Annotated in this window: 25 protein-coding genes and 3 tRNA genes; 19 read left to right on the top strand and 9 right to left on the bottom strand. The window is 64.5% G+C overall.

Translation table 11 applies throughout. The features are described from left to right. Nucleotides 1-519, bottom strand: coding sequence for a metallopeptidase family protein (locus tag BMF89_RS09370; protein WP_171983444.1), 519 nt, complete (start codon nt 517-519; stop codon nt 1-3). A gap of 159 nt (nt 520-678) precedes the next feature. Here BMF89_RS09370 and BMF89_RS09365 point away from each other — a divergent pair, with 159 nt between their 5' ends. Both BMF89_RS09365 and BMF89_RS09360 read left to right on the top strand, forming a co-directional pair. Next, nucleotides 679-1,731, top strand: coding sequence for a LacI family DNA-binding transcriptional regulator (locus tag BMF89_RS09365; RefSeq protein ID WP_253190774.1), 1,053 nt, complete (start codon nt 679-681; stop codon nt 1,729-1,731). A 48-nt stretch (nt 1,732-1,779) separates the two neighbouring features. Next, the gene (locus BMF89_RS09360; RefSeq protein ID WP_078106817.1) at nt 1,780-2,700 is read left to right on the top strand and encodes a carbohydrate kinase; all 921 of its coding nucleotides are present in this window, start codon (nt 1,780-1,782) and stop codon (nt 2,698-2,700) included. Nucleotides 2,701-2,756: 56 nt separating this feature from the next. Here BMF89_RS09360 and BMF89_RS09355 read toward each other — a convergent pair whose 3' ends face one another. Continuing rightward, the gene (locus BMF89_RS09355) at nt 2,757-3,680 is read right to left on the bottom strand and encodes a DMT family transporter (protein ID WP_078106816.1); all 924 of its coding nucleotides are present in this window, start codon (nt 3,678-3,680) and stop codon (nt 2,757-2,759) included. A gap of 276 nt (nt 3,681-3,956) precedes the next feature. Here BMF89_RS09355 and BMF89_RS09350 point away from each other — a divergent pair. From BMF89_RS09350 to BMF89_RS09310, 9 genes are all read left to right on the top strand, one after another. After that, nucleotides 3,957-4,029, top strand: a tRNA-Glu gene (locus BMF89_RS09350). A gap of 100 nt (nt 4,030-4,129) precedes the next feature. Then, nucleotides 4,130-4,203 (top strand) — tRNA-Asp (locus BMF89_RS09345). Between the two features lie 50 nt (nt 4,204-4,253). Further along, nucleotides 4,254-4,329 (top strand) — tRNA-Phe (locus tag BMF89_RS09340). A gap of 198 nt (nt 4,330-4,527) precedes the next feature. After that, complete coding sequence (locus tag BMF89_RS09335) at nt 4,528-5,001, top strand: Asp23/Gls24 family envelope stress response protein (RefSeq protein ID WP_078106815.1); 474 nt, start codon at nt 4,528-4,530, stop codon at nt 4,999-5,001. After that, nucleotides 4,998-5,189: a hypothetical protein gene (locus tag BMF89_RS09330; protein ID WP_078106814.1), complete on the top strand. Its 192-nt coding sequence runs from the start codon at nt 4,998-5,000 to the stop codon at nt 5,187-5,189. The genes BMF89_RS09335 and BMF89_RS09330 overlap by 4 nt, the downstream gene beginning before the upstream one ends. After that, nucleotides 5,186-5,569, top strand: a complete 384-nt coding sequence (locus BMF89_RS09325; RefSeq protein ID WP_078106813.1) for a hypothetical protein — start codon at nt 5,186-5,188, stop codon at nt 5,567-5,569. The genes BMF89_RS09330 and BMF89_RS09325 overlap by 4 nt, the downstream gene beginning before the upstream one ends. Further along, the gene (locus tag BMF89_RS09320; protein WP_078106812.1) at nt 5,566-6,279 is read left to right on the top strand and encodes a hypothetical protein; all 714 of its coding nucleotides are present in this window, start codon (nt 5,566-5,568) and stop codon (nt 6,277-6,279) included. Before BMF89_RS09325 ends, BMF89_RS09320 begins: the two co-directional genes overlap by 4 nt. Further along, nucleotides 6,276-6,887 carry a hypothetical protein gene (locus tag BMF89_RS09315; protein WP_078106811.1) on the top strand — a complete coding sequence of 204 codons (612 nt, stop codon included), beginning with the start codon at nt 6,276-6,278 and terminating at the stop codon, nt 6,885-6,887. Before BMF89_RS09320 ends, BMF89_RS09315 begins: the two co-directional genes overlap by 4 nt. 200 nt (nt 6,888-7,087) lie before the next feature. Next, nucleotides 7,088-7,393, top strand: coding sequence for a hypothetical protein (locus BMF89_RS09310; protein WP_078106810.1), 306 nt, complete (start codon nt 7,088-7,090; stop codon nt 7,391-7,393). 115 nt (nt 7,394-7,508) lie between these two features. On the opposite strand, the gene BMF89_RS09305 is transcribed toward BMF89_RS09310, so the two are convergent. Beyond that, on the bottom strand, nt 7,509-9,257 hold the full coding sequence (locus tag BMF89_RS09305; RefSeq protein ID WP_139359616.1) for a glycoside hydrolase family 13 protein: 1,749 nt from the start codon (nt 9,255-9,257) through the stop codon (nt 7,509-7,511). Between the two features lie 239 nt (nt 9,258-9,496). Here BMF89_RS09305 and BMF89_RS09300 point away from each other — a divergent pair, with 239 nt between their 5' ends. The 5 genes from BMF89_RS09300 to BMF89_RS09280 all read left to right on the top strand — a co-directional run bounded on the left by BMF89_RS09300 (nt 9,497) and on the right by BMF89_RS09280 (nt 14,204). Continuing rightward, on the top strand, nt 9,497-10,777 hold the full coding sequence (locus BMF89_RS09300; RefSeq protein ID WP_078106808.1) for an ABC transporter substrate-binding protein: 1,281 nt from the start codon (nt 9,497-9,499) through the stop codon (nt 10,775-10,777). Nucleotides 10,778-10,864: 87 nt separating this feature from the next. Beyond that, on the top strand, nt 10,865-11,884 hold the full coding sequence (locus BMF89_RS09295) for a sugar ABC transporter permease (RefSeq protein WP_078106807.1): 1,020 nt from the start codon (nt 10,865-10,867) through the stop codon (nt 11,882-11,884). After that, entirely contained in the window at nt 11,881-12,756 is an 876-nt protein-coding gene (locus tag BMF89_RS09290; protein WP_078106806.1) for a carbohydrate ABC transporter permease, read from the top strand. The genes BMF89_RS09295 and BMF89_RS09290 overlap by 4 nt, the downstream gene beginning before the upstream one ends. Then, nucleotides 12,753-13,025, top strand: a complete 273-nt coding sequence (locus tag BMF89_RS09285; RefSeq protein WP_241707324.1) for a hypothetical protein — start codon at nt 12,753-12,755, stop codon at nt 13,023-13,025. The genes BMF89_RS09290 and BMF89_RS09285 overlap by 4 nt, the downstream gene beginning before the upstream one ends. Nucleotides 13,026-13,145: 120 nt before the next feature. Then, nucleotides 13,146-14,204: a LacI family DNA-binding transcriptional regulator gene (locus BMF89_RS09280; RefSeq protein WP_078106805.1), complete on the top strand. Its 1,059-nt coding sequence runs from the start codon at nt 13,146-13,148 to the stop codon at nt 14,202-14,204. Nucleotides 14,205-14,238: 34 nt separating this feature from the next. Here the strand turns inward: BMF89_RS09280 and BMF89_RS09275 are convergent, their stop codons facing one another. The 6 genes from BMF89_RS09275 to BMF89_RS09250 all read right to left on the bottom strand — a co-directional run bounded on the left by BMF89_RS09275 (nt 14,239) and on the right by BMF89_RS09250 (nt 19,359). Then, complete coding sequence (locus BMF89_RS09275) at nt 14,239-15,108, bottom strand: hypothetical protein (protein ID WP_078106804.1); 870 nt, start codon at nt 15,106-15,108, stop codon at nt 14,239-14,241. A 33-nt stretch (nt 15,109-15,141) separates the two neighbouring features. Then, a complete protein-coding gene (locus BMF89_RS09270; protein ID WP_078106803.1) occupies nt 15,142-15,948 on the bottom strand; it encodes an exodeoxyribonuclease III in 807 nt (268 codons plus the stop codon). Between the two features lie 64 nt (nt 15,949-16,012). Beyond that, on the bottom strand, nt 16,013-16,582 hold the full coding sequence (locus tag BMF89_RS09265) for a DUF308 domain-containing protein (RefSeq protein WP_078106802.1): 570 nt from the start codon (nt 16,580-16,582) through the stop codon (nt 16,013-16,015). Nucleotides 16,583-16,730: 148 nt separating this feature from the next. Continuing rightward, nucleotides 16,731-17,936 (bottom strand): acetyl-CoA acetyltransferase, encoded by a 1,206-nt coding sequence (locus BMF89_RS09260; protein WP_078106801.1) that lies wholly within the window; start codon nt 17,934-17,936, stop codon nt 16,731-16,733. Next, on the bottom strand, nt 17,933-18,616 hold the full coding sequence (locus BMF89_RS09255; protein WP_078106800.1) for a CoA transferase subunit B: 684 nt from the start codon (nt 18,614-18,616) through the stop codon (nt 17,933-17,935). The genes BMF89_RS09260 and BMF89_RS09255 overlap by 4 nt, the downstream gene beginning before the upstream one ends. 26 nt (nt 18,617-18,642) lie before the next feature. Then, the gene (locus tag BMF89_RS09250; RefSeq protein WP_078106799.1) at nt 18,643-19,359 is read right to left on the bottom strand and encodes a CoA transferase subunit A; all 717 of its coding nucleotides are present in this window, start codon (nt 19,357-19,359) and stop codon (nt 18,643-18,645) included. A 218-nt stretch (nt 19,360-19,577) separates the two neighbouring features. Here BMF89_RS09250 and BMF89_RS09245 point away from each other — a divergent pair, with 218 nt between their 5' ends. From BMF89_RS09245 to BMF89_RS09235, 3 genes are all read left to right on the top strand, one after another. Further along, nucleotides 19,578-20,369 carry an IclR family transcriptional regulator gene (locus tag BMF89_RS09245; protein WP_253190773.1) on the top strand — a complete coding sequence of 264 codons (792 nt, stop codon included), beginning with the start codon at nt 19,578-19,580 and terminating at the stop codon, nt 20,367-20,369. A 214-nt stretch (nt 20,370-20,583) separates the two neighbouring features. Beyond that, nucleotides 20,584-21,255, top strand: a complete 672-nt coding sequence (locus BMF89_RS09240; RefSeq protein ID WP_078106798.1) for a fasciclin domain-containing protein — start codon at nt 20,584-20,586, stop codon at nt 21,253-21,255. A gap of 83 nt (nt 21,256-21,338) precedes the next feature. Further along, complete coding sequence (locus BMF89_RS09235; RefSeq protein WP_078106797.1) at nt 21,339-22,718, top strand: deoxyribodipyrimidine photo-lyase; 1,380 nt, start codon at nt 21,339-21,341, stop codon at nt 22,716-22,718. Nucleotides 22,719-22,818 lie beyond the last annotated feature (100 nt).

The following is a 22,818-nucleotide window of genomic DNA, read 5'->3' as shown; positions in this document are numbered from 1 at the left end:
CTATCCCCAGCCGAGCTCGTGCAGGCGGTCCTCGCCGATGCCGAAGTGGTGGGCGATCTCATGGATCACGGTGATGGCAACCTCGTCGATCACTTCCTGGCGGGACTCGCAGATATCCAGGATCGGCTGCCTGAAAATGGTGATCCGGTCCGGGAGGGAACCGGCATCCCACCAAGAGTCCCGTTCCGTCAAAGGCACCCCCTCGTACAGGCCAAGGAGCACGGTGTCCGGGTCCTCTCCGGGCCGCGGGATGTAGTCGTCCTCGATGACGATGGCCACGTTGTCCATGGCCCGCGCCGCTTTGTCCGGAATGAGGAGCAAGGCATCACTGACTGCCGCCTCGAAGTCTTCCGGCGACATCTCGAAAGGAACAGTGGCGAACTGCGCCGCCCCGGAACCCGCCCCGGAACCAGCGCCAGTACCCACCCCGGAACCAGGGAGAGGGGAGGAAATGCGCGGGCCGCCGGGGGCATCGCCGTCGGGAACGATCGGCAGGCCGGGAGGAAAATTCACGGGCATGTTCTGACTCTAGTCCGCGGCCCGGTCATTGACGCACGATGTGCTGGCAGCTACAGTTTTCCGGGCTGGTAATTCGTATAACCAAGCCCCAGGTTAAGCCCGGCCAAGCGTGCGGATCCTGTGACAAGCCCCCGAAGTTTCGAGCAGACAGGCCAGCCCATGACCCGCCCCGGCAGCCGTTCCGGCACGACGATGAACGACGTCGCTGCGGCTGCCGGCGTTTCCCAGGCCACAGTCTCGCTGGTGCTCAACGACGCCGCGGGAACCAGGTTCTCGGAAGAAACCCGGCGCAAGGTCCATGCTGCCGCCCACGAACTGGGGTACCGGACCAACGCCCACGCCAAAGTGCTCCGGGACGGCGTCGCCGGAATGATCGGCTTCGTCGGCGATTTCGTGGCCACTGCGCCATTCGCCGGCAAGATCATCGAAGGCGCCCAGGCAAGGGCTTGGGAGGCCGGACTGCTCCTCCTGACCGTCAACACCGGCGGCGACAAAGCCCTCGAGGCTGCGTCGCTGGAAACCATGCTGTCCTACAAGGTCGCCGGAGTGGTCTACGCCGCCATGTACCACCGCGTTCTCGACGTGCCGGACGTCCTGGCTGAGGTGCCCGCCGTCGTGCTCAATTCCCGCGACCGATCCGGACGCTTTCCTAGCATCGCTCCGCAAGAGGCGCTGGGCGGCTACATGGCCACCAAACGCCTGGTGGACGCGGGCCACCGGCGTATTGCGATGATCAACATCGGCGCGGTGGACGGCGCGCTTCCTGCCGCCGCCGGACGCCATGCGGGCTATCTCAGGGCACTCAGGGAGGCCGGCCTCGACACCGACCCCGGGCTCCACCGGATCGGCGACGGGCATGAATCGGGCGGTTTCGACAATGCCCTGGCGCTCATGACCGGTCCGCAGCCACCCACCGCCATCTTCTGCGCCAACGACCGCACCGCCTGGGGCAGCTACCAGGCGCTGGCCCAGCTTGGACTGTCCATCCCGCACGATGTGTCGCTGGTGGGTTTCGACAACCAGGAGACGCTTGCCCCGCATTTGCGGCCCGGTCTGACCACGCTCGAACTGCCCTTCCTCGAGATGGGCAGGCGTGCCATTGAAGTGCTCCTGGCCGGCGCGGAACGTGATGGCAGTACCGAATACTTTGAATGTCCCCTTGTCGAACGCCATTCCGTGGCGGCGCCACTGAAAACGGCTACTAGCTTCTGAAATCCACCATCAGTCACTGAATCTCCCCAAGCAAGGAACAGGAAACGCATGAACCACTCGCACCTCGCGTCCGAGCCGCTCGACGTCGTCGTGGTCGGCGAAGCGCTCATCGACATCGTCAACTCGCCCGAAGGGCAGACCGAATACCCCGGCGGCTCGCCGGCGAACGTCGCCTACGGCCTTGGACGGCTCGACGTGAAAGCCGGGCTGCTGACCGCGGTCGGGCGCGATTCCCGGGGCGAGTCCATCGCGGCGCACCTGGCAAGCGCAGGAGTGGTTGTCCTGCCGGGCTCACAATCGCTCGCGAAGACCGCGACGGCGACGGCGGAGATCGCCGCGGACGGTTCGGCGGAGTACACCTTCGACATCGAGTGGAAGCTGGCTCCTGCCGCGCTCCCTTACGCCCCGAAGATCCTCCACACGGGTTCGATCGCCACGTTCCTCGAGCCCGGCGCCGCCGTCGTCAGGACCCTCCTGGAGCAGGCCCAAGGCGGGTGCATCGTCACGTACGACCCCAACATCCGCACCGACCTCCTGGGCAGCCACGGCGAGGCACGGCGCATTTTCGAGGAGCTCGTGCCGCTGACCAGCGTGGTGAAGCTCAGCGACGACGACGCGTTCTGGCTCTATCCGGGCAAGTCCTTGGAAGAGACTGCCAAGCACATCCTGGGCCTCGGATCAGGCCTGGCCGTGGTGACTCGGGGCGCGCAGGGCTCCCTCATGGCGACGCCGTACACCCAGCTGACGGTTCCCGCGGTGACCTCAGTGGTCGCGGACACCATCGGGGCCGGCGATTCCTACATGTCGGCTCTGATTCTCGGGCTGCTGCTGCGCGGCAGCCAAGGGCTTGCGCCCACGGTCCTCGAACGCATCGGACAGACCGCTTCCATGGCCGCGTCCATCACGGTGGGGCGGCCCGGAGCCAATCCGCCCACGCACCGGGAGCTCCTTGCCGGGATGGCGAGGTAGGACGGCTGGGGCCCGGCCCGGCTTCCTTGCGGGAGCGGCGCCGGACCGTCCGGCTTCTAGCGCGGGGTGATCCTCCGCGAGCGGCGCCGCGTCAGCCCGACGCCTACGAGGCAGATGACACCGCCCACGAGTCCCCAGATGGTGGGGATCTCCTTGAGCACCGCCCAGGAAATCAGGATCGTGGTGCCCGGAACCAAGTAGGTCGTGGCGGCGAGTTTGCCGGCCTCGATGAGGGATAGTGCATAAGCCCACGTGGTGAAAGCGATGGCCGTCGGGAAGATTCCGAGGTACACCAAGCCAAGCGTGGCCGGAAGGGGCGCTGCCTGCACTTCGGTCACCAGCTGGCCGGCCCACGGCAAGCAGCACACTGCGCCCACCATAATGCCAAACCAGGTGGCCTGCGCCGCGGAGAACGTGCGCAGCACGGGCTTCTGGACGATGACGCTTACCGCGGCGAGCACGGCGGCAAGAAGGCACAACAGCACTCCGGCCACATCCGCCGTCGAGCGCTGTCCCGAACCGAGCGCGATCAGGGCAACGCCGCTGAATGCCACGAGGCTGCCGATGATCAGCCAACGCGGAAATCCTTCTTTCAGGATGACGCCGGCGAGGACGGCGATCAGGATGGGCGAGACGTTGATGAGCATGGCGCTGGTTCCGGCATCGAGCATGTGCTCGGCGGCGTTCAGGGCGAGGTTGTAACCTGCGAACCACATGACGCCGTAGGCGAGGATGGGCAGCCATTCGCGGCCTTTCGGCCAGCGCTTGAGCCTGGGCAGGGCGACAATTCCGAGCGCGACGGCGGCAACGACCAGCCGTCCGAGCGTCAGCGAGCCGGGGGAGAAACTGGGTCCCACGGCGCGGATGCCTACGAAGGCGGACGCCCAAAGGACAACGGTGACGATGACGGCGGCGATGCCGAGCTTACTGATGGTCCGGGAGGGAGTGGTCGCCGGAGAGATGGGGGTGCTTGTGGCCATGATGCCAATCTAGCCCGGGAAGGGCTGGGCGGACTGGCGGAATTCGGACGTCTTTCAACAAGAAACCGCCAACTCTGTCGCCGCGGTTTTGAACGGGACGCTGCGTCCCGGTTTTCGCTCCGGTTTTCGCTCCGGTTTTCGCTTCGCGGAAGGCGATTTGGGAATATCCCCGACTATGCTCTAAAGTTTTAGAGTCCAGTTCGGACGAGCGAGAAGCGGTATGCAGGCGGGAAATCGCATTGCGTTGTCGGCCGTCGCGAATTCGGATTGTTCCAGGCCCCCATCGTCTAGCGGCCTAGGACACCGCCCTTTCACGGCGGCGGCACGGGTTCGAATCCCGTTGGGGGTACGCAAGGAACTGGTCAAGTCAGGCTGAAAAGTCTGGTAAGCTGGAAGCCTTGAAAAAAGCGGTGGAGATGCCGCAACCGCGGTAGAGATACTGCAAGCAAGGCCCTGTAGCGCAGTTGGTTAGCGCGCCGCCCTGTCACGGCGGAGGTCGCGGGTTCAAGTCCCGTCAGGGTCGCTCTGATTGCCGGAAGAAGTTCCGGCAGTCATGGTGACATTGTCACCTAAGGCTCTGTAGCTCAGTTGGTAGAGCGTTCGACTGAAAATCGAAAGGTCACCGGATCGACGCCGGTCGGAGCCACCACTGGGAAGCGTCAGTTCTTCGGAGCTGGCGCTTTTCTTCTTTTAAAACCTGCAGCGGAAAAGCCCTGGTTATTGACTTTGTGCGCAAAAGCCGGACATTTCCCGGGGTGGTCCAGCAGAATTTCACGGCAAGGGCCGCTTGTCTCCGCCTTCTCTTAGCCACGCGCTAGTGTGGTACTCAAGAGAAGGGGAGGGCTACATGGACCAGCAGGAAAGCTACACCGCGCCTGAACCGGAAGCCGTTGGGGCTCCGGTATCCGAGGACCGGCAAACGGTGGCAGGAAGTGGCCGCACAGTGATCTCGGATTCCGCCGTCGCCAAGGTTGCCGGCATTGCAGCCAGGGCCGTTCCGGGCGTCTATTCCCTCGGATCGGCTCCATCGCGCGCCCTCGGAGCCATCCGCGATGCCGTCGGCAGCCAGGACCATGCCGCAGGTGTCCGCGCCGAGGTCGGAGAGACCCAAGTGGCCGTGGACCTCAATCTTGTGGCCGTCTATGGATACCCTTTGCATGATGTCGCCAACCAGGTCCGCGCGGCCGTCTACCGTGCGGTCGAATCGTTGGTTGGGTTGGAAGTCATTGAGGTCAACGTTGAGATCAACGACGTCTACGTTGCCCCGCCCGTCAAAGCCGGAACAAAAGGCGCATTATCGGAAAGGGAGCCACTCCAGTGAGCATGACTGTTGTCGGGATCGGGATCGGCGCCTTCGTGGCGTTCATGGCCTTCCAATTCGGGCTGTGGGGTTTCATCATTGCCCTTCTCTTCATGGGCATCGGCGCACTCCTGGGCCGCGCCGCGGACGGAAAGCTTGACCTGCGCAGCGTGCTGGATGCCCTCACCGGCCGCCGCTCGTCGTCATGAGTTCCACGGCTGAGGCTGTGCAGCCTGCCGTCTCCCTGGCCGGACACAACCGAATCAGCACCCAGGCCCTCACCACTTTGGCCCAGGCGGCCGCTGCCGAGGCGCTCGGCGTCTCGGCGCAGGATGTTCGCGCCGAGTGGTCGGACGACGACGGCCTCCTGGCACTCTCGATAGCCGCCCCGATCCGTGTGCCCTCGCTGACCGAAGTCCTCAGGGACCCGCTGCGTGTCGAAGGATACGGCGGCACGGTTTGGGAGCGGGCCGTCGCTGCCAAGACCGCCATCCTTGAGCGTGTCACCCAGCTGAGCGGTTCCACCCTGAGCCGCGTGGACATCCGGATCAGCGGCGCACGCGTCAGCGAAGGAGCCCGCGTCCAATGAGCCACGCCCAGACCCCGCACGCCCGGCGCAGCCACCCCGACCGCGGCCACCCGGACACTTTGCACGCAGCGGATACGGCCGACGGCGATACCCCCGGCGTCCCGGCACCCGGGACCTCCGACGTCGGCGACCGGACCGACGTCGGACTCCAGCGCATCCTCAAGCGCGAGACCCGCTCCTCCCGCGCCGGAATGGCGGGACTGGCGGCGACCCTTGTGATTGCGGCCTGTGTCTATGCCCTCCTCGAATCCGCCTTGCGCGCCATCGGCCAGCCGCCGTGGCTCATCGATCCGCAAACGGCCGCTGAACGGCTCACGGCCCTGCCCGGAGGTACTTCGCCCTTGCTGCTCGGTGCGCTGGGCGGCGTCGTGGCCATGGTTGGGTTGATCTTCTTCTTGAACGCGGTCCTTCCCGGCCGGAAGTCCCGTCATTTGCTTCAGGATCCCCGGGCCGGAGTAGTGGTGGACGACGAGGTCATCGCTTCGGCGCTGGCGCGGGTTGCCCGGACCGCAGCGAACGTCACCCAGGAGCAAGTCATGGTGGTGGTTTCGCAGCGGTTGGTTGTGGTCAACGTCAGGCCCACCTCGGGCGTGCCCTTGCGCGAGGAACGGATACTTGCGGCCGTGGAGGATGAACTTCAAAGGATGGCACCGTCGCCTATGCCTTCAGTCCGTGTCAACGTCGCGACGTCCGGGGTGATCGGGGCATGAACGGCACTCCGCACGTCCTCAACCGCATCCTGATCGGCATCCTTGGCCTGAATCTGCTGGCCATTGGCATTCTCCTGATGCTGCTCGCCACGGTTCCCGCCGTCGGAAGTTGGTGGCAGGGCTGGTCCACCGGGCTCTGGGAACACGCCAAGTACCTCTCCGAGCAGACCCGTATTCCAGGACGGGAGGAAAGCTGGCTCTGGATTGCGGCAGCTGCGGTGCTTGTTGTGCTGATCGTGCTCATGGTGTCCTGGGTATCGCAGCAGGGCAAAGGCCGCGCCAACCTCATCGTGTCGGAATACGACGACGCCCGGACCCCTGGCGACGTCAATATCGGAGGCAACCTTGCCGAGCAGGCGCTCAAGGCGGCCCTCGCGGAACGCGCGGACCTCGCCGGCGTAACGGTGGCAACGTACGAGGTCAACGGTCGCCCCGGGCTCCGTGTCCGGGTCCAGCCCCGTCAAGGCGTTTCCCCGCACCTGCTGGCCGCAGACGTCTCCCGCCTGGTGGAGGCACTGGACCTGGTAGTCGGGCGGAAGACACCCGTGTTGATTCATATCGGGGCCGGTGCGCGCACCAGGTTCAGCAAGGCCGAGCGCGTTCGCTGAGCCGACCCGCAGCCGTTGTTAATCGGATGGCTATGTGCTTTCCCAGGCGTTTTGCGTTGCAGGGGTGCGCGTTGGGCCATAGTTTGAAGGGTAGGGGGAACTCTTCCCTTTGGTTGGGCTTGCCCGGCCGGCACCGGACCTTGGGTCCGAGTCAAGCCGATGGACCAAAAGCACTTTGGACCAGGAACAAGGAGATAACCATGAGCGAAGAAGTCAACAACATCAAGCAGAGCGCCGAAGCCGCAGCTGAGCAGGCCAAGCACGTCGCGGGAGATGCCGCGGAGCACGTCAAGGTTTTTGCCGGTGAGGCGGTCGGGAACGCAAAGGAATTCGCCGGCGACGCCGCGGAGCACGTCAAGGAATTCCTCTCGGGCGACGTGGCCGAGAAAGCCAAGGACCTCGCAGGGGATGTTGCAGGAAACGCCAAGGAAATCGCTGGGGACGTGGCCGGGAACGCCAAGGGCCTCGGCTCCAAGATCGCCGGATTCTTCAAGGGCGGCAAGTAGGCTCCGCGCCATGACGGCGCGTTCCTGACCCTCTTTGGATACAGAACGGGGCCGACACGCACAACTTGCTGCGTGTCGGCCCCTTTTCCGTGTGAAAGAAGGTCGGGAAGGGATCCTACTGCGTCACGAGGTACGCCCCGCTGTCCGGGAGAATCGACGTCCCGCCTGAGGCGCCATCGCTGGAGAGTTCCACTCGCAGCCCGGCCGGGACAGGGAGAGCCGCAGTTCCCATATTGACCACTACCAGGACGTCCCGGTTGTGGAAGGCCAGGACTCCGTTGGCGGGATCGTGCGCTTCAGCCCACTGGAACGTCCCCGAGCCGAGGCTGTGAGAGCGGCGGAATGCCAGGACTGCGCGGTACAGCTCCAAGGTGGAGCCGCCGACGCCGGCCTGCAGGTCCGCCGCCAGCTCCCCGAACTCTTCGGGCTGGGGGAGCCAGGGCGCCGCGGGTGCCTTGCCGGCAGTAGCGGCGTCGCCCGTACCCGCCGACGCCGCGTCCGAGAACCCGAAGCCGGCCTCGGCGGATTTCCAGGGCAGCGGCACCCGGCACCCATCTCGGCCGCGTTCCACGCCCTTCGTCCGGAAGAATGATGGGTCTTGGCGCGCTTCGGCCGGCAGGGACGTGTGCTCCGGAAGGCCGAGTTCTTCACCTTGGTACAGGTAGGCCGAGCCCGGCAGGGCGAAGGACACCATGGAGGCTGCGCGTGCCCGCGCGAGGCCCAGATCGGCGTCGGGCTGTTCGTCCTCCGCCGCGATTCCCTTGGGGAACGTGGTGGGATCTGCCAGCCCGAAACGGCTGGGGTGCCGGACGGTGTCGTGGTTGCTCAGGACCCAGGTGGAGGGAGCCTCGACGGATCCGGCCGCGTCCAACGAAGTTTCGATGGCCACTGCCATGCGCTCCGCATCCCAGCCTGCCAGGAGGAAATCGAAGTTGAAGGCCTGCTGCATTTCGTCCTTGCGCACGTACCGTGCCAATCGCTCCGCAGGCTCCACCCACGCCTCGGCAACCAGCATGCGGTCGCCGTCATATTCGGCGAGGACTCTGTTCCATTCGCGGTAGATCTCGTGAACGCCGTCCTGGTCGAAGAAGGGCGACGGCGGGTCCAGCGGTGGCTTGACCTTGTGCTCGACGGCGGTCGCGACGGCCCCGGCGGGGCTGTCGGCAGCGGGGGCGATGTGCAGCTTGGCGGTATGCGGTTCGACGGCTTCGCTGTGGGCTCCTGGTGCGGACAAGCCACCTTCGACCATGGCGGCAGCGCCTTCCCAGTCCGGCAAGCCGGTTTCCTTGACCAGGCCGTGGGCAACATCCACCCGGAAGCCGTCAACTCCGCGGTCCAGCCAGAAGCGCAGCACCGAACGCATCTCCTCATGGACCTCGGGATTCTCCCAGTTGAGATCGGGCTGCTTCGTGTCGAAAAGGTGCAGGTACCACTCGCCCGGAGTGCCGTCGTCGTTCGTCAGGCGCGTCCACGCGGGGCCGCCGAAGATCGATTTCCAATTGTTCGGGGCCAAGGCCCCGTCCCCGGAGCCCGGCTTGGAGTCTTTGCCCGGGTTGAACATGTAACGCCCGCGTTCGGGGGAGCCGGGGGCGGCAGCAAGGGCTTCGCGGAACCAGGCGTGCTCGTCCGAGGTGTGGTTGGGGACGAGGTCGACGATCACCTTGATGCCGAGGCTGTGTGCCTTCTCCAGCATGGCGTCGAAGTCCTCCAAGGTGCCGAAGAGCGGATCCACGGCCCGGTAGTCCGCTACGTCGTATCCGGCATCTGCCTGCGGCGACTTATAGAACGGGGAGAGCCATACGGCATCCACGCCGAGCTCCTGCAGGTACGGCAGTTTTGCGGTGACCCCGGCAAGGTCGCCCATCCCGTCGCCGTTGCCGTCGGCGAAAGAGCGAGGATAGATCTGGTACACCACGGCGCTTGCCCACCACGCGGAATTGCTGGAACCGGGGGTTGGGATCGGGGAGTGCGGCACTGGATTCCTCTCGAAGACATATTTTTGTGTAAACGCTTGCATTACTACCCGGAAGCTTACTAATGTGAGGCTCACCACATCAACCGCGCAGCGGAAATACCTGGTCCACTCACTGAGGAGTTCCCAGCATGAACACACGCAAGTACCTTTTGCCGGCTGCTGTTGCCGGCGTGCTAGCCATGTCCCTGTCCGCCTGTGGTGGCGGCGGTGGCGGCAGCACAGCCTCTAGCGGTGGCGATGCCGCAGCAAACATCGACGGACGGGGTCCTATCACCTACGTCCAGGGCAAAGACAACAGCAACGTTGTGCGCCCGCTCGTCGATAAGTGGAATGCAGCGCACCCGGACCAGAAGGTCACCTTCAAGGAGCAGTCCGACCAGGCGGACCAGCAGCATGACGATTTGGTCCAGAACTTCCAGGCCAAGAACGCCAACTATGACGTCGTTGACGTGGACGTCATCTGGACCGCCGAGTTTGCAGCGAAGGGTTGGTTGCAGCCGCTCTCGGACAAGATGAGCATCGATACCTCCAAGATGCTGCCGGCTACGGTCAAGACGGCAACGTACAACAACACGCTCTTCGCGGCACCGCAGACTTCGGACGGCGGCATCCTCTTCTACCGCAAGGACTTGGTGCCCACCCCGCCCAAGACCTGGGACGAGATGATGAGCATGTGCTCCATCGCTAAGTCGCATGGCATCGACTGCTACGCGGGGCAGTTCGCCAAGTATGAAGGCCTCACCGTGAACGCGGCTGAAGCCATCAACTCGGCCGGCGGCACGATCGTTGGAGACGACGGCAAATCGACCGTGACTTCCGCGGCGGCCAAGGCCGGCCTCAACAACCTGGTTACGGCCTACAAGAACGGAAACATCCCCACGCAGGGCGTGACCTACCAGGAAGAACAGGGCCGGCAGTCGTTCGAAGACGGCAAGCTCCTCTTCCTGCGCAACTGGCCTTACGTCTACAACCTCGCCAAGACGGACGGCTCCTCCAAGGTGAAGGACACCTTCGGGATGGCTCCGCTTCCGGGCAAGAGCGGCCCCGGCGCCTCATCCCTCGGTGGCCACAACCTCGCCGTCAGCGTCTACTCGCAGCACAAGGCGACGGCCAAGGACTTCCTGACCTTCATGACCAGTGAAGAGACCGAGAAGTTCTACGCCACGCAGGGTTCCCTGGCCCCGGTCATCGGTTCCCTGTACGACGATCCGACCCTGGTCCAGCAGCTGCCGTACCTTCCGGTGCTGAAGACCTCGATTTCGAATGCCGTGCCGCGCCCGGTCACGCCGTTCTACCCTGCAGTCACCAAGGCCATCCAGGACAATGCCTACGCTGCGATCAAGGGTGACAAGTCCGTCGATCAGGCGATGACCGATATGGACACGGCCATCAACTCGGCCAGCCAATAGCGATACCTCCAGTGAACCTCGGGCGGCTGGCGCTTCAAGCGAACGGCCGCCCGAGGGGCACGCTATCAATTTCCGGAAGGAGGGGAAATGTCCACCCTAGCGCAGCCTAAACGGGCGCCAGAGACACCAAGCCCCAAACCCAAAAAAGGTCAAAAAGAAGTAGGACAGGACCGGGCGGCCACATCGCAAGGCCGGTGGGCGTTCTGGTTGATTTCCCCCGCCTTGGTACTGCTCGCCGTGGTCATCGTTTACCCGGTGGTCAACGCGATTATCATGGCCTTCCAGAAGGACCAGGGCCTTGACCCGGTCACCAAGGTCTTCGTCTCGGGTGGAGCCGCAGGCTTCGACAACTTTGTCCACTGGTTGGCCCAGCAATGTGGCTCCGCAGCCTGTGCGCCCGGCACCCTTGGCTCCCAGTTCTGGAGCGCCGTTGGAACGACGTTCTTCTTCACCGCCGTCACCGTCGTCTTGGAGACTGTCCTCGGATTCTGGATGGCCGTCATCATGGCCCGGACTTTCCGCGGTCGCAGTGCCCTTCGCGCTGCTGTCCTGGTTCCGTGGGCCATCCCGACAGCCGTCACCGCCAAGCTGTGGTTCTTCATCTTCGCTTTCGACGGAATCGCCAACAAGCTTTTCGGCACGGCAATCCTGTGGACAGGCAGCGAGTGGCCGGCCCGCTGGGCGATCATCATTTCGGACGTCTGGAAGACCACGCCGTTCATGGCCCTGCTGATTTTGGCTGGCCTGCAGATCATCCCGGCGGAAGTGTACGAGGCGGCCAAGGTCGACGGCGCCTCGGCATGGCAGCGTTTCACGCAGATCACCTTGCCGCTCGTGAAGCCGGCGCTCATGGTGGCTGTCCTGTTCCGTGTCCTTGACGCACTGCGCATGTATGACCTGCCGGCCATCATGACCCAAGGCTCGAATGGCACGACGACGTTGTCCATCCTGGTGGTTGACCAAATCCGTCAGGGATTCAACTCAGCAGCGGCGTTGTCCACGATCACCTTCCTCATCATCTTCCTCGTGGCGTTCATCTTCGTTCGTTTCCTGGGAGCCAACGCTGTCGCCTCAGCCACGCCTAAGACCAAGGGACAGGAAAAATGACCGCCGTGAGCTTTGACACCGCGCCCAAGACAGCTGCCCGACGGCGGGAACGCTGGGCGAGCGGACGAACGTACCTCAGCGCTGCGCTCATCTTCATTTGGTGCTTGATTCCGTTCTACTGGATGATCGTGACCGCGTTCCGCGACGTTGGATACACCTTCGACTCGACGCCATTCTTCACCCACGTCACCTGGGACAACTTCACCACGGTCTTTTCGGAGAACCTGGGCAACCACTTCGGCCGGAACCTCCTGAACTCGCTCTTCGTGGCGGGGGTAACCACCGTGGTTGCCCTGCTGTTCGGCGTGTTTGCGGCCTACGCCTTGTCCAGGCTCGAATTCCGCTTCAAATTCCTGGTCCTCGGCTTCGTCCTCGGTGCATCGATGTTCCCGGGCGTGGCCTTGGTGACGCCGCTGTTCCAGCTGTTCACCAACATCGGCTGGTACGGCACATATCAGGCGCTGATCATCCCGAACATCTCGTTCGTGCTTCCGTTGACGGTGTACACCTTGACGTCCTTCTTCCGGGAAATGCCGTGGGAGCTGGAAGAATCAGCTCGAATTGATGGCTGTACACAGGGCCAGGCATTCCGCAAGGTGATCATGCCGCTTGCTGCGCCTGCCGTGTTCACCACCGCCATCCTGGCGTTCATCGCGTCGTGGAACGAGTTCCTCATCGCGAGCCAGCTGTCGAATGACCAGACCAAGACGGTCACGGTGGCTATCGCCTACTTCGCCGGTGCACAGGCCCACCAGGAGCCGTACACCGCCGTCATGGCAGCCGGAACGGTTGTTACGATTCCGCTGGTGATCCTCGTGCTGGTCTTCCAGCGCAAGATCGTGGCGGGGCTGACAGCGGGCGCGGTCAAATGACGCAAACTCCTGATTCGGCCGGGCCGTCCCTCGGCGGCCCGGCCAAGGAGCAAAACACGCGAGTGAAATCGGCTGAAGATTTCGACCTCGTGATTGGCTTTCTCGGTTTTTGGGCCTTGGTCCTGCTGGTCATCACGGTGGCCGCCGAACTCACGGCCCAGCCCGCACTGGGCTGGGCACTTGGCCTGCTCGCGGTGTTGCTGGCCCTGTGGGGAATGCTTCGGCTTCGCCGGAGGCTCCCCGCGCGGACGTCAAGGCGCATCGGTTGAGCAGCGAGCCGAAATAAATAGAGCGGAATCGGCGGAGGACAACCAGGGGGAATACGCTGGTTATCTGCCGTCTGGGAAGGAAACCCCCGGCTTCCGCACGGAATCTCTGAGGGGGCTGAAGTGGCAAAAACGAGTGAACGCTCCCAGCGTGGCGGCCACGCAGGAGCCAGCATTGAGGACGTCGCACACGCCGCAGGCGTTTCCACCGCTACCGTTTCCCGCGCGGTGCGAGGCCTTCCCAGGGTGTCTCCTGCGACCCGGGAAAAGATCCTGCGGGTCGCCGGAGAACTCGGGTACGTGGCGTCGTCGTCCGCTTCGGGGCTGGCTACGGGCCGCACCAGGACAATCGGTGTCCTGGCCCCCTACGTGGACCGTTGGTTCTTCTTCAAGGCGATCGAGGGCGTAGACCGTGAGCTCCACGCCCGCGGCTACAACCTCTCCCTGTTCAACCTGGGCGGGCAGCGCGGAGCGCGGGAACGGCTCTTCAGCAAGACGATGGTCTACAAGCAGATTGATGCACTCCTGGTCCTCTGTATGTCCCTGACCCCCGAGGAAATCGCCGATCTCCAGAGGATCGAAATCCCCTTGGTCATTGTCGGCGGTCCGGTGGAGGATTGCCCCAGCATCGGGATCGACGATTACGCCGCCTCGGTGGAAGCCACCATGCACCTGTTGAATCTCGGCCACCGCGAGATCGCGCTGCTCCACGGCCAGGACGATTCCGACCTGAACTTCACCGTCCCACGACTGCGCGTTGACGGTTTCACGGATGCCATGACAAGCGCTGGCTTTTCCATGCCGCCGGAATGGGACATTTTCGGAAACTTCACCGTGGGCAGTGGCCAGGAAGCCTTCGACGAACTCTGGAGCAAGCCGGGGCCAAAACCGACGGCGATCTTCTGCGCCTCCGATGAAATGGCCATGGGAGCCATGTTGCAGGCGCGGCGCCGTGGCGTCCGCGTACCGGAAGAATTGTCCATCATCGGCATCGACAACCATGAATTCGCCGAGGCAATGGGCCTGACAACCGTGGCCCAGGACCCCGTGGAACAGGGCCAATTGGGCACCCGCATGCTGCTGGACGAGTTGGCCGGTGCCGCAGGGTCCGTACGCTCCATGAAGGCAGCCCACCGGCTGATCGTCCGTGAGACCACGGGTCCGCCCCGCCCCAAGGACTGACGAGGCCAAGAGTTCCGGCCACGAAGCTGAGGAGCTACGAAGCCCGGGCCAACTGCCTGATGGGGATCCAGCGGGAAGCCAGCCTGCGGTAAGCCGCGGCCGCTCCCGTCATGTCGCCCTCGGCCAGGCATTCGATGCCGAGCCTGACGTCCATGGGTGACTCGTCCGGGTATACCTTGTCCGCCACGGCGCCATAATCCAGCTCGACCATCGACTGCACATGGAACAATTCGAGCCATTCGGTGAGCTGTGTGAGGTCGTCCAGCATGTCCAGGTCCGGGGCGGCGAGGGCGAGGTTGGCTACGGCGAAGCGTGCCCGGTCCAAGGCATCGGTCAGCGAGGCCCAGACCCTCACCGTCAGGATGCGGCCGCCGGATTCCACCACATCCTTGCGGTCCGATTCCTGGAAGAGCGAGAACCAGCTGAAGGGGATCCCCCACGTCGAGGCCCGGGTGTGCACGCGCTTCGCGTCATGGCTGGCGTTGATGCGGTCGATGCGTGCCTGGTGCCGATCGCGCTGGTCCACGGGGATGAGCAGGTCCGCGAGCGGCCCGTGGATACCTTCCATGAGGGCATTGGCAGCCAATCCTGCCCGGATGACCAGCTGGCTGGGGCAGTAAAGCAGCCGGCCGCCGTCGGGGTCGTTCGGATCTCCGGTGGGAATCCGCGTGATGCGGACAAGATCGGTGCTGCCGGTGGGGAACGGATCCCCGCCCTTGCGCGTGACCCGGCCGAGGGAAGCGAGCAGCTCGGCATTTTCGACGGCGGCCCGCGAACCGCTGCGGGTGCCGCTCGCCACGAGCTGCTGCCGCTGGTCTTCCGGGAATGCCTCGAGCGGTTCATAGACGCGCAACGCTGAAGAGAAAGGCAGCCCAGCCTGACTCCCGTATAGCTTTCCGCTCATCGCGGGCCCGCCTCCTCCGTCAATTGTTGCTGCTCAGTCCGCAAGCTCCACGATCACGGGAGCGTGGTCCGAGGCGCCCTTGCCCTTGCGCTCTTCGCGGTCGATCGACGCCCCGGTGACGCGGGCGGCCAGCGCGGGAGAGGCCAGGACGAAGTCGATACGCATGCCCTCCTTCTTGGGGAACCGCAGCTGCGTGTAGTCCCAGTAGGTGTAGACGCCGGGACCCGGTGTGTAGGCGCGCGCGACGTCGGTGAAACCGGCCCCTTCGAACGCCCGGAAGGCCTCACGCTCGGGTTCGCTCACGTGGGTGAGCGCGTTCGCCCGGAAGTAATCGATGTCCCAGACATCATCGTCGAGCGGCGCGATGTTCCAGTCGCCCATGAGCGCCACCTGGGTTTCGGGGTTCTCTGTGATCCAAGCGGCGGCGTGGCCCTTCAGGGTGTCCAGCCACTTGAGCTTGTAGGGCATGTGCTCGTCGTCGAGCGAACGACCGTTGGGAACGTAAAGGCTCCACACCCGTACCCCTCCACACGTTGCGGCAATGGCGCGGGCTTCCTGAACAGGATCCTTGCCCGCCTTTCCGAAGGCGGGCTGGTCAACAAAGGTGCGTTCGACGTCGTCGAGCCCTACACGCGAGGCGATCGCCACGCCGTTCCATTGGCTCAGGCCGAAATGGGCAACCTCGTAGCCCATGCGCTCGAAGAGCTCCCACGGGAAGTTGTCGTCCTTGCACTTGGTTTCCTGTATCGCGAGGACATCGCAGTCACTGCGCTGCAGCCAGGCCTCGACGCGGTCGGCACGTGCGCGGAGCGAATTCACATTCCAGGTAGCTATCTTCACAGCCACTAACTTACCGAACTTGGGCCTTGGCGCATCCCCCCGGGGCGGATTGCTACCGCTGGGGCTAATGGGCGAGCATCACCGAAGAAGAGGAGGCGCGCCTGCGGAGCCTGATGCCGGAGGCGATCAACAGAACGCCACTGACCGCGGCGTAGGTCGCGAGGAGCGCCACCACGCCCAGGAATCCGGCTGCTGGATTGACGAGCACAAAAAGTCCAAACAAGGTGGTGACCACTGCCGTCAGCATCCAGATCCACCAACCCCTGACCGTTGTCCTGATGTCCCGGGCAAGGATGATCTGCGAGATCCCCAGGAGGAGGGCCCAGGCTCCGATCAGGACGCCCAGTGCCGCGGCGGTGATACCCGGCCAGGAAACGGCCACGAGGCCCGTTGCGACCGAGATGAAGCCGCCGATCAGGCTCCAGCGGGAGTGGCGCGCAGGGTCGTAGAAATAGTGGGCCATGTTGGTGAGCCCGTCGGTGATGGCAAACACGCCGAACACGTAGACAAGGGCAAATACCGTGGCTACCGGCAGGGAAGCGACCAGGAAGGCAAAGAGAAGGGCCAAAGCTCCCCGGAAGATGAGCGCCGTTCCTGAATGCTGAAACAACTTGCGTCCTGCGGTGTCGGACATAGGGTCAGTTTAGACCCGGCGAGGTAGCTGGGGAATGGGCCGGCCGGAACTCCCCACCTTTGGGCTTGGACCCCGACGGCGGCCCGCGCCACTACGCAGGCCGCAGTCGACGTCGGGCATCAAGAGCGGGGAGTTTCAGCGGTGTTCCTCAGACTGCCTCCAAAATCGAAACGTAGTTCGCGATGCCCACGCCGCCCATGTTCTGCACGGCCCCGCGGCGCGCGTTGGGCAGTTGCATGGCGCCGGCGGTGCCCGTGAGCTGCATGGCTGCGATGACGTGCTGGGACACGCCTGTAGCGCCCACGGGGTGGCCTTTCGCCTTGAGCCCGCCGGACACGTTGATGGGCAGCTTGCCGTCCTTGTAGACCCAGCCTTCCTGCACGGCCCGGGAGCCTTCGCCGCGTGGGGTCAGTCCCATGGCCTCGTACATGATCAGTTCGGCGATCGTGAAGCAATCGTGCACTTCGGCGAAGTCCAGTCCGTCGATACCGACGCCGGCCATCCCCAGCGCGCGTTCCCAGGACACCCGCGTGGCGGCGAATTCGGTGAGGTCGCGGCGCTCTGCCGGGAAGAAGTCGTTCGCCTGTCCGAAGCCCGCCAGCCGTACGGGTTCGGTAGCAGCGCCCGACGCCGGGCCCAGGGAGAGCACGACGGCGGCGGCGCCGTCGGACACGGGGGAGCAGTCGGTGCGGCGCAGCGGTTCGGCAACCATGGGGTTCTTCTCTGAAACCGTCCGACAGAACTCCTCGCCGAAATCGCGGTGCATCTGCGCGTAGGGGTTGTCCATGCCGTTGTGGTGGTTCTTGGCGGCGATGGATCCGAGGATGTCGCCCAGACCTGCACCAGCGAGGCCCGCTCCGTAGCGCTTCTCGTAGTGCTTGGCCACCTCGGCGAACAACCCCGTGAAACCGGTGGTGGAGGCCTTGCCCGCCATTTCGTAGGACGCGCCCAGAAGGGCTGCTCCGACAACGTCGGCTCCGGCGTCGGTCATCTTCTCGGCGCCGATCACCAGGACGTTGCGGGCCGCCCCGGCAAGCACGGATTTCACGCCCTGCTGGAATGCCGCGGAACCGGAAGCGCAGGCGTTCTCGGTCCTGGTTGCGGGCACGTTCGCCAGGTCCTCGGACAGTTGCAGGGCCAGGGAGGACGTGAAGCCCAGGGGCTGCATGCCTGAGTTGAACTGGCCGAGGTAGATCTCGTCGATGTCCCGTGGCTCGAGTCCGGAGTTCCGGATGGCCTCCGCTGACACCTGGACGATCAAGGACTCCAGCGTCTCGTCCGTGAGTTTGCCGAACTTGCTGTGTCCCCAGCCGGTAAGGAGGACATCTTTGCCGAACTGGTCTTTCAGGCTCATGCTGTTGCTCCTTCGAGAGCGGAGGTGGTTTCCAATGCGACGGCGAACGCGGCCTCCGTTTTATCGCGGAGTTCCTCCACGGTGACCCCGGGGGCGAGGCGGGTAAGGGTGAGCTGCCGCCCGCCGCCGTCGTTCCGCACAAGGTCAAACACCGCGAGGTCACTCACGATCCGGTCCACCACCCCCAGGCCGGTCAACGGCAGGGTGCATTCGCGGACGATCTTCGCGCTCCCGTCCTTGGCGTTGTGTTCGGTGAGGACCACGACGCGCGGAGTGCCGGCCACCAGGTCCATGGCACCGCCCATGCCCTTGACCATCTTTCCCGGAATGGTCCAATTGGCGAGGTCGCCGTTGCCGGAAACCTGCATGGCGCCGAGGATGGCAACCTTGACATGTCCGCCGCGGATCATCCCGAAGGACGTCGCGGAGTCGAAGATGCTGCCGCCGGGCAGGACCGTGACGGTCTGCTTGCCGGCGTTGATGAGGTCGGCGTCTTCCTCGCCTTCATACGGGAAAGGCCCCATGCCGAGTAGGCCGTTCTCGCTTTGCAGGACAACCCGCACGCCGTCGGGCAGGTTGTTGGCGACGAGGGTGGGAATGCCGATGCCGAGGTTGACGTAGTCGCCGTCGTGGAGTTCCTCGGCCGCAATGGCGGCCATTTCGTCTCGGGTCCATGCCATGGTGGTGCTCCTTCGCTGGTGGGTGCTTAAACGGCCAGGGCTTCAGTGCGGGTCCGCACGGTGCGCTGCTCGATGTCCTTGGGCCGGCCGCTCGCCTGGACCAGCCGCTGGACGTAGACGCCGGGTGTCACGATGTGGTTGGGATCCAATTCGCCGGGCTGCACGATCACTTCGGCCTCGGCAATGGTCACAATGCCCGCCGTCGCCACTACGGGGTTGAAGTTCCGGGCCGTGTACCGGTAGATCAGGTTGCCGTCCGTGTCCGCGGTGTGCGCGTGGACCAGTGCGACGTCGGCGACGATCCCGCGCTCGCGGACGTACGTCGCGCCGTCGAACTCCTCGAGCGGCTTGCCCTCGGCAACCAAGGTTCCGACGCCGGTCCGCGTGTAGAAGGCCGGAATCCCGGCGCCGCCGGCGCGGAGGCGCTCGGCGAGGGTGCCCTGCGGAGCGAACTCGACCTCAAGCTGGCCCGAGAGGTACTGCTCGGCGAAGAGCTTGTTCTCGCCCACGTAGGAGGCGATGACCTTGCGGACCTGGCCCGCTTCGATGAGGACACCGAGCCCCTTGCCGTCAATGCCCATGTTGTTGGAGACCACTGTCAGGTCCTTGACCCCCGAATCGCGGACGGCGTCGATCAGGTCCGCGGGGATGCCGCTGAGCCCGAAACCTCCGACGGCGATCGTCTGGCCGTCGCGCAGGACGTCCTGCAGTGCAACGGCTGAGCTGGGATGGATTTTGGCCATGGCTTTGTCCTCGTCTTTGAGTAAGGTCACCCAGCACATATCCACTTTGTGGACACTGCGCCGGGCAAGTCTGAACTAGTCGTTTGGCTTAGGAGCATATGGTGGCCCTGAGGGAAGGGTCAATGGCGTCGTGTGGCCAGCCGCGCTGACCTCGCACAGTGTGGACGGTACTCTTGGAGGTGTCCACATTGTGGAGGAAATCTTTGGAAGGAGGAGAGGTGCCGACCCAACAGCCGCACGCAAAGCCCGTGCAGGGCGCCCAGGTGGTGGGGCGGGTAGCCGCGCTCCTCCGGCTCGTGGGACGCAAGCCGGAGGGCATGTCCATTGCTGGCCTGGTCCGCGAGTCCGGACTGACGCGCCCGACGGTGCATCGCTTGCTCGCATCGCTCGCGGCTGAAGGCCTGCTGGATCATGACCAACGGACCGGCAACTGGATCCTGGGGCCTGAGATCTTCCTGCTGGGGTCCGTTGCGGCGGCCCGGTTCCCGTTTGAGGACCTGGCCCGGCCCAGCCTGCGACGTCTGGCCGAGGAGAGCGGCGAAAGCGCCTTCTATTCCATCCGTCGTGGCCACGAAACCGTGTGCGTGCTCCGAGAGGAAGGCAGCTTCCCTGTGCGCTCCTTCGTGTTGCACGAGGGCGTCCGGTTCCCGCTTGGCGTGGCGTCGGCCGGCACGGCGATCATGGCCTTCCTGACGGACGAGGAACAGCAAGTGATCCTCTCCGGGTGGGAACAGCACGCGGGGGAGTTCGCTGCCGGCCACAGCGAGGGCGTGGTGCGCCGGAACCTTGAGCAAACCCGATTTGCCGGGTACTCGGTGAATCCCGGGTTGGTCCTGGAGGGAAGTTGGGGGATGGCGGCCGCCGTCTTCGACCAACAGGGCAGGCCGGTCGGCGCCTTGTCCCTTACCGGCATCGAGCCGCGGTTCCGTCCTGAACGCCAGGAATTCCTCGGCAAGTTGTTGATGGAGGAAGCCCACCGGATGAGCTCCGCAAGAACCGACCACCTTTGAGCGGCAATGTCGGCACCCACGCCGCCATCCGGCGTCGGGATCTTCCAACGCGGTCGGGTGTTGAGGCGCTTCCAAATTAATTTTTGAAACTCACCCATCCCTGCAGCCCACACCTCCGAATAGCTGGCATAAGGACTTAGCCCCGCAAAGGTGAAGTGCTTTCACGCCGGAATCAACCGGCACCGAATGTCAGTCCGTTTGAAGGAGAAATGTCATGCTTGCTACAAAGCGCACGTCTTTTGCGATTGCCGGTCTCGCCGCTTCCGCCCTGTTGGGCCTCACCGCTTGTGGCGGCTCCGCTTCCACGGCTTCACCGTCATCGGCGGCTCCGAGCTCGTCGTCCACCATGGCGGCGACCCCCTCCGCTTCGGCAAGCGCCGCGATGGACCCGACCAAGGACCTGGTCGGCCCGGGCTGTGCAGGCTACGCCTCCCAGGTTCCCAGCGGTGCAGGTTCCGTCGCCGGCATGGCTCTCGACCCCGTAGCCGTTGCCGCTTCCAACAACCCGTTGCTCAAGACCCTCACGGCCGCCGTGTCCGGCAAGCTGAACCCGAAGGTCAACCTGGTGGACACGCTTAACGGCAGCCAGTTCACCGTGTTCGCTCCTGTGGACAGCGCATTCGCCAAGATCCCGGCCGCCACCATCGACAGCCTCAAGACCGACGACGCTACCCTGAGCAAGATCCTGACCTACCACGTCATCCCCGGCCAGCTGACCCCGGACCAGATCGTGGGCACCCACAAGACCGTTGAGGGCGACTCTGTGACCGTCACCGGAAGCAAGGATGCACTCAAGGTTGACGGAGGTTCTGCCGTGATCTGCGGTGGCGTCCACACCGCCAACGCCACGGTGTACCTGGTTGACACCGTCCTGATGCCGAAATAAATCTCAATAACTTCAGTACAGATCATGCCCCTTAAGATTCGTCTTAGGGGGCATGGCCTTTGCCACAAATCCGAGGGGGATGAGTGAAGCCGTCAATCGTGTGGCTCCGGGACGATCTCCGGACCACGGACAACCCGGCGCTGCGGGCAGCAGTGGACGATGGAGCCGCCGTCGCGCTCTATGTCCTGGACGAGGAATCGCCGGGCATCAGGCCGCTCGGCGGTGCCTCCCGCTGGTGGCTGCATCATTCCCTGGTCACCCTTCGCGAAGACCTCGCAACCTTGGGCGTGCCTCTCGTACTGCGCCGCGGACCGGCGGCGGAGATGGTCCGGGAAACCGCGACGGCGATGAGTGCCGGGTCGCTGTACTGGAACCGCCGTTATGGCGAACCGGAGCGAATGCTCGACGTCGGTATCAAGACCTGGGCGCGCGAGTCCGGGATGCATGCCGAGAGTTTCCAGGCATCCTTGCTCCATGAACCCTGGGCCGTGACCACGAAGCAGGGCGGACCCTTCAAGGTCTTCACGCCCTTTTGGCGGACTGTGTCCGGCTTGGATTTCCGCGAACCGCTGGAAGCTCCGGAACCGGGCCGCGGATTCTCCGGCCGGCTTCCCGGGTCCGAGGAATTGGACTCTTGGGGATTGTTGCCGCGGAGCCCCGATTGGTCTGCCGGATTGTCGGAAAGCTGGCAGCCGGGTTCGGCGCAGGCGCACGAACTTCTCGATGACTTCGTGGAGCGCGGGCTGGCGGACTATTCGGTGAACCGGGACCGTCCGGACTTGCCGGGCAGTAGCCGGTTGTCGCCGTTCCTGCGCTGGGGGCAACTCAGCCCGTTCGAGGTATGGCATGCCCAGCAGCGCCGGCGGCGGGAACTGGGCGACGGAGTGGCCGTTTTCGCCGCGGAACTCGGGTGGCGGGAATTCTGCTGGCACCAATACTTCCATCACCCGGATCTGGCGACGGCCAATTTGCGGCCCGGATTCGACCACTATCCGTGGGCCTGGCCGGGTGGCGCGGGTGACCAGTCCCAGGAAGCTGAAGATCTCCTTCGAGCATGGCAGGAAGGCCGCACCGGCTTCCCCATGGTGGATGCCGGGCAGCGGCAATTGTGGCACACCGGATGGATGCACAACCGGGTCCGCATGGTTTCCGCCAGCCTCTTGGTGAAGAACCTCGGCATTCACTGGCAAGTGGGCGAGCAATGGTTCTGGGACACCCTGGTGGATGCCGATCCTGCGTCCAATCCCGCGAACTGGCAGTGGGTAGCCGGTTCCGGCGCGGACGCGTCGCCGTTCTTCAGGATCTTCAATCCGGAGACCCAGGCAGCGAAATTCGACCCCCGCGGCGGCTACGTCGGCCAGTGGATCCCGGAGCTGGCCACGGCGGACTATCCGGAGCCGGTGGTGGATCTCAAGGCCTCGCGCCGGGAGGCTCTGGATGCCTACGGCAACATGCCCCGTTGAGGCGGGCCACCTGAGCACTAGCTGAGGTCCTCTAGAAATTAGTAGGAAGTCCGAGTATATTCGGGATCAAAGACGTCCCGGAGCGCAGTTGGACATGTGC

Origin of the sequence: Arthrobacter sp. SRS-W-1-2016 (assembly GCF_002009585.1) — a bacterium.
In the GTDB taxonomy this organism is placed as follows: Bacteria; Actinomycetota; Actinomycetes; order Actinomycetales; family Micrococcaceae; genus Arthrobacter; species Arthrobacter bambusae_A.
The sequence above is the reverse complement of the archived record's forward strand: the minus strand, read 5'-3'. Positions and strand labels throughout refer to the sequence as shown.

What these genes read in the sequence shown, in the direction of transcription:
- BMF89_RS09315 (WP_078106811.1), top strand. Translation starts at nt 6,276, where the DNA reads ATGAACGGCACTCCGCACGTCCTCAACCGCATCCTGATCGGCATCCTT.
- BMF89_RS09240 (WP_078106798.1), top strand. Translation starts at nt 20,584, where the DNA reads ATGCTTGCTACAAAGCGCACGTCTTTTGCGATTGCCGGTCTCGCCGCT.
- BMF89_RS09275 (WP_078106804.1), bottom strand. Translation starts at nt 15,108, where the DNA reads ATGAGCGGAAAGCTATACGGGAGTCAGGCTGGGCTGCCTTTCTCTTCA.
- BMF89_RS09370 (WP_171983444.1), bottom strand. Translation starts at nt 519, where the DNA reads ATGCCCGTGAATTTTCCTCCCGGCCTGCCGATCGTTCCCGACGGCGAT.
- BMF89_RS09365 (WP_253190774.1), top strand. Translation starts at nt 679, where the DNA reads ATGACCCGCCCCGGCAGCCGTTCCGGCACGACGATGAACGACGTCGCT.
- BMF89_RS09325 (WP_078106813.1), top strand. Translation starts at nt 5,186, where the DNA reads ATGAGTTCCACGGCTGAGGCTGTGCAGCCTGCCGTCTCCCTGGCCGGA.
- BMF89_RS09255 (WP_078106800.1), bottom strand. Translation starts at nt 18,616, where the DNA reads ATGGCATGGACCCGAGACGAAATGGCCGCCATTGCGGCCGAGGAACTC.
- BMF89_RS09265 (WP_078106802.1), bottom strand. Translation starts at nt 16,582, where the DNA reads ATGTCCGACACCGCAGGACGCAAGTTGTTTCAGCATTCAGGAACGGCG.
- BMF89_RS09335 (WP_078106815.1), top strand. Translation starts at nt 4,528, where the DNA reads ATGGACCAGCAGGAAAGCTACACCGCGCCTGAACCGGAAGCCGTTGGG.
- BMF89_RS09285 (WP_241707324.1), top strand. Translation starts at nt 12,753, where the DNA reads ATGACGCAAACTCCTGATTCGGCCGGGCCGTCCCTCGGCGGCCCGGCC.
- BMF89_RS09360 (WP_078106817.1), top strand. Translation starts at nt 1,780, where the DNA reads ATGAACCACTCGCACCTCGCGTCCGAGCCGCTCGACGTCGTCGTGGTC.
- BMF89_RS09300 (WP_078106808.1), top strand. Translation starts at nt 9,497, where the DNA reads ATGAACACACGCAAGTACCTTTTGCCGGCTGCTGTTGCCGGCGTGCTA.
- BMF89_RS09250 (WP_078106799.1), bottom strand. Translation starts at nt 19,359, where the DNA reads ATGGCCAAAATCCATCCCAGCTCAGCCGTTGCACTGCAGGACGTCCTG.
- BMF89_RS09295 (WP_078106807.1), top strand. Translation starts at nt 10,865, where the DNA reads ATGTCCACCCTAGCGCAGCCTAAACGGGCGCCAGAGACACCAAGCCCC.
- BMF89_RS09320 (WP_078106812.1), top strand. Translation starts at nt 5,566, where the DNA reads ATGAGCCACGCCCAGACCCCGCACGCCCGGCGCAGCCACCCCGACCGC.
- BMF89_RS09305 (WP_139359616.1), bottom strand. Translation starts at nt 9,257, where the DNA reads ATGGGCGACCTTGCCGGGGTCACCGCAAAACTGCCGTACCTGCAGGAG.
- BMF89_RS09260 (WP_078106801.1), bottom strand. Translation starts at nt 17,936, where the DNA reads ATGAGCCTGAAAGACCAGTTCGGCAAAGATGTCCTCCTTACCGGCTGG.
- BMF89_RS09355 (WP_078106816.1), bottom strand. Translation starts at nt 3,680, where the DNA reads ATGGCCACAAGCACCCCCATCTCTCCGGCGACCACTCCCTCCCGGACC.
- BMF89_RS09290 (WP_078106806.1), top strand. Translation starts at nt 11,881, where the DNA reads ATGACCGCCGTGAGCTTTGACACCGCGCCCAAGACAGCTGCCCGACGG.
- BMF89_RS09310 (WP_078106810.1), top strand. Translation starts at nt 7,088, where the DNA reads ATGAGCGAAGAAGTCAACAACATCAAGCAGAGCGCCGAAGCCGCAGCT.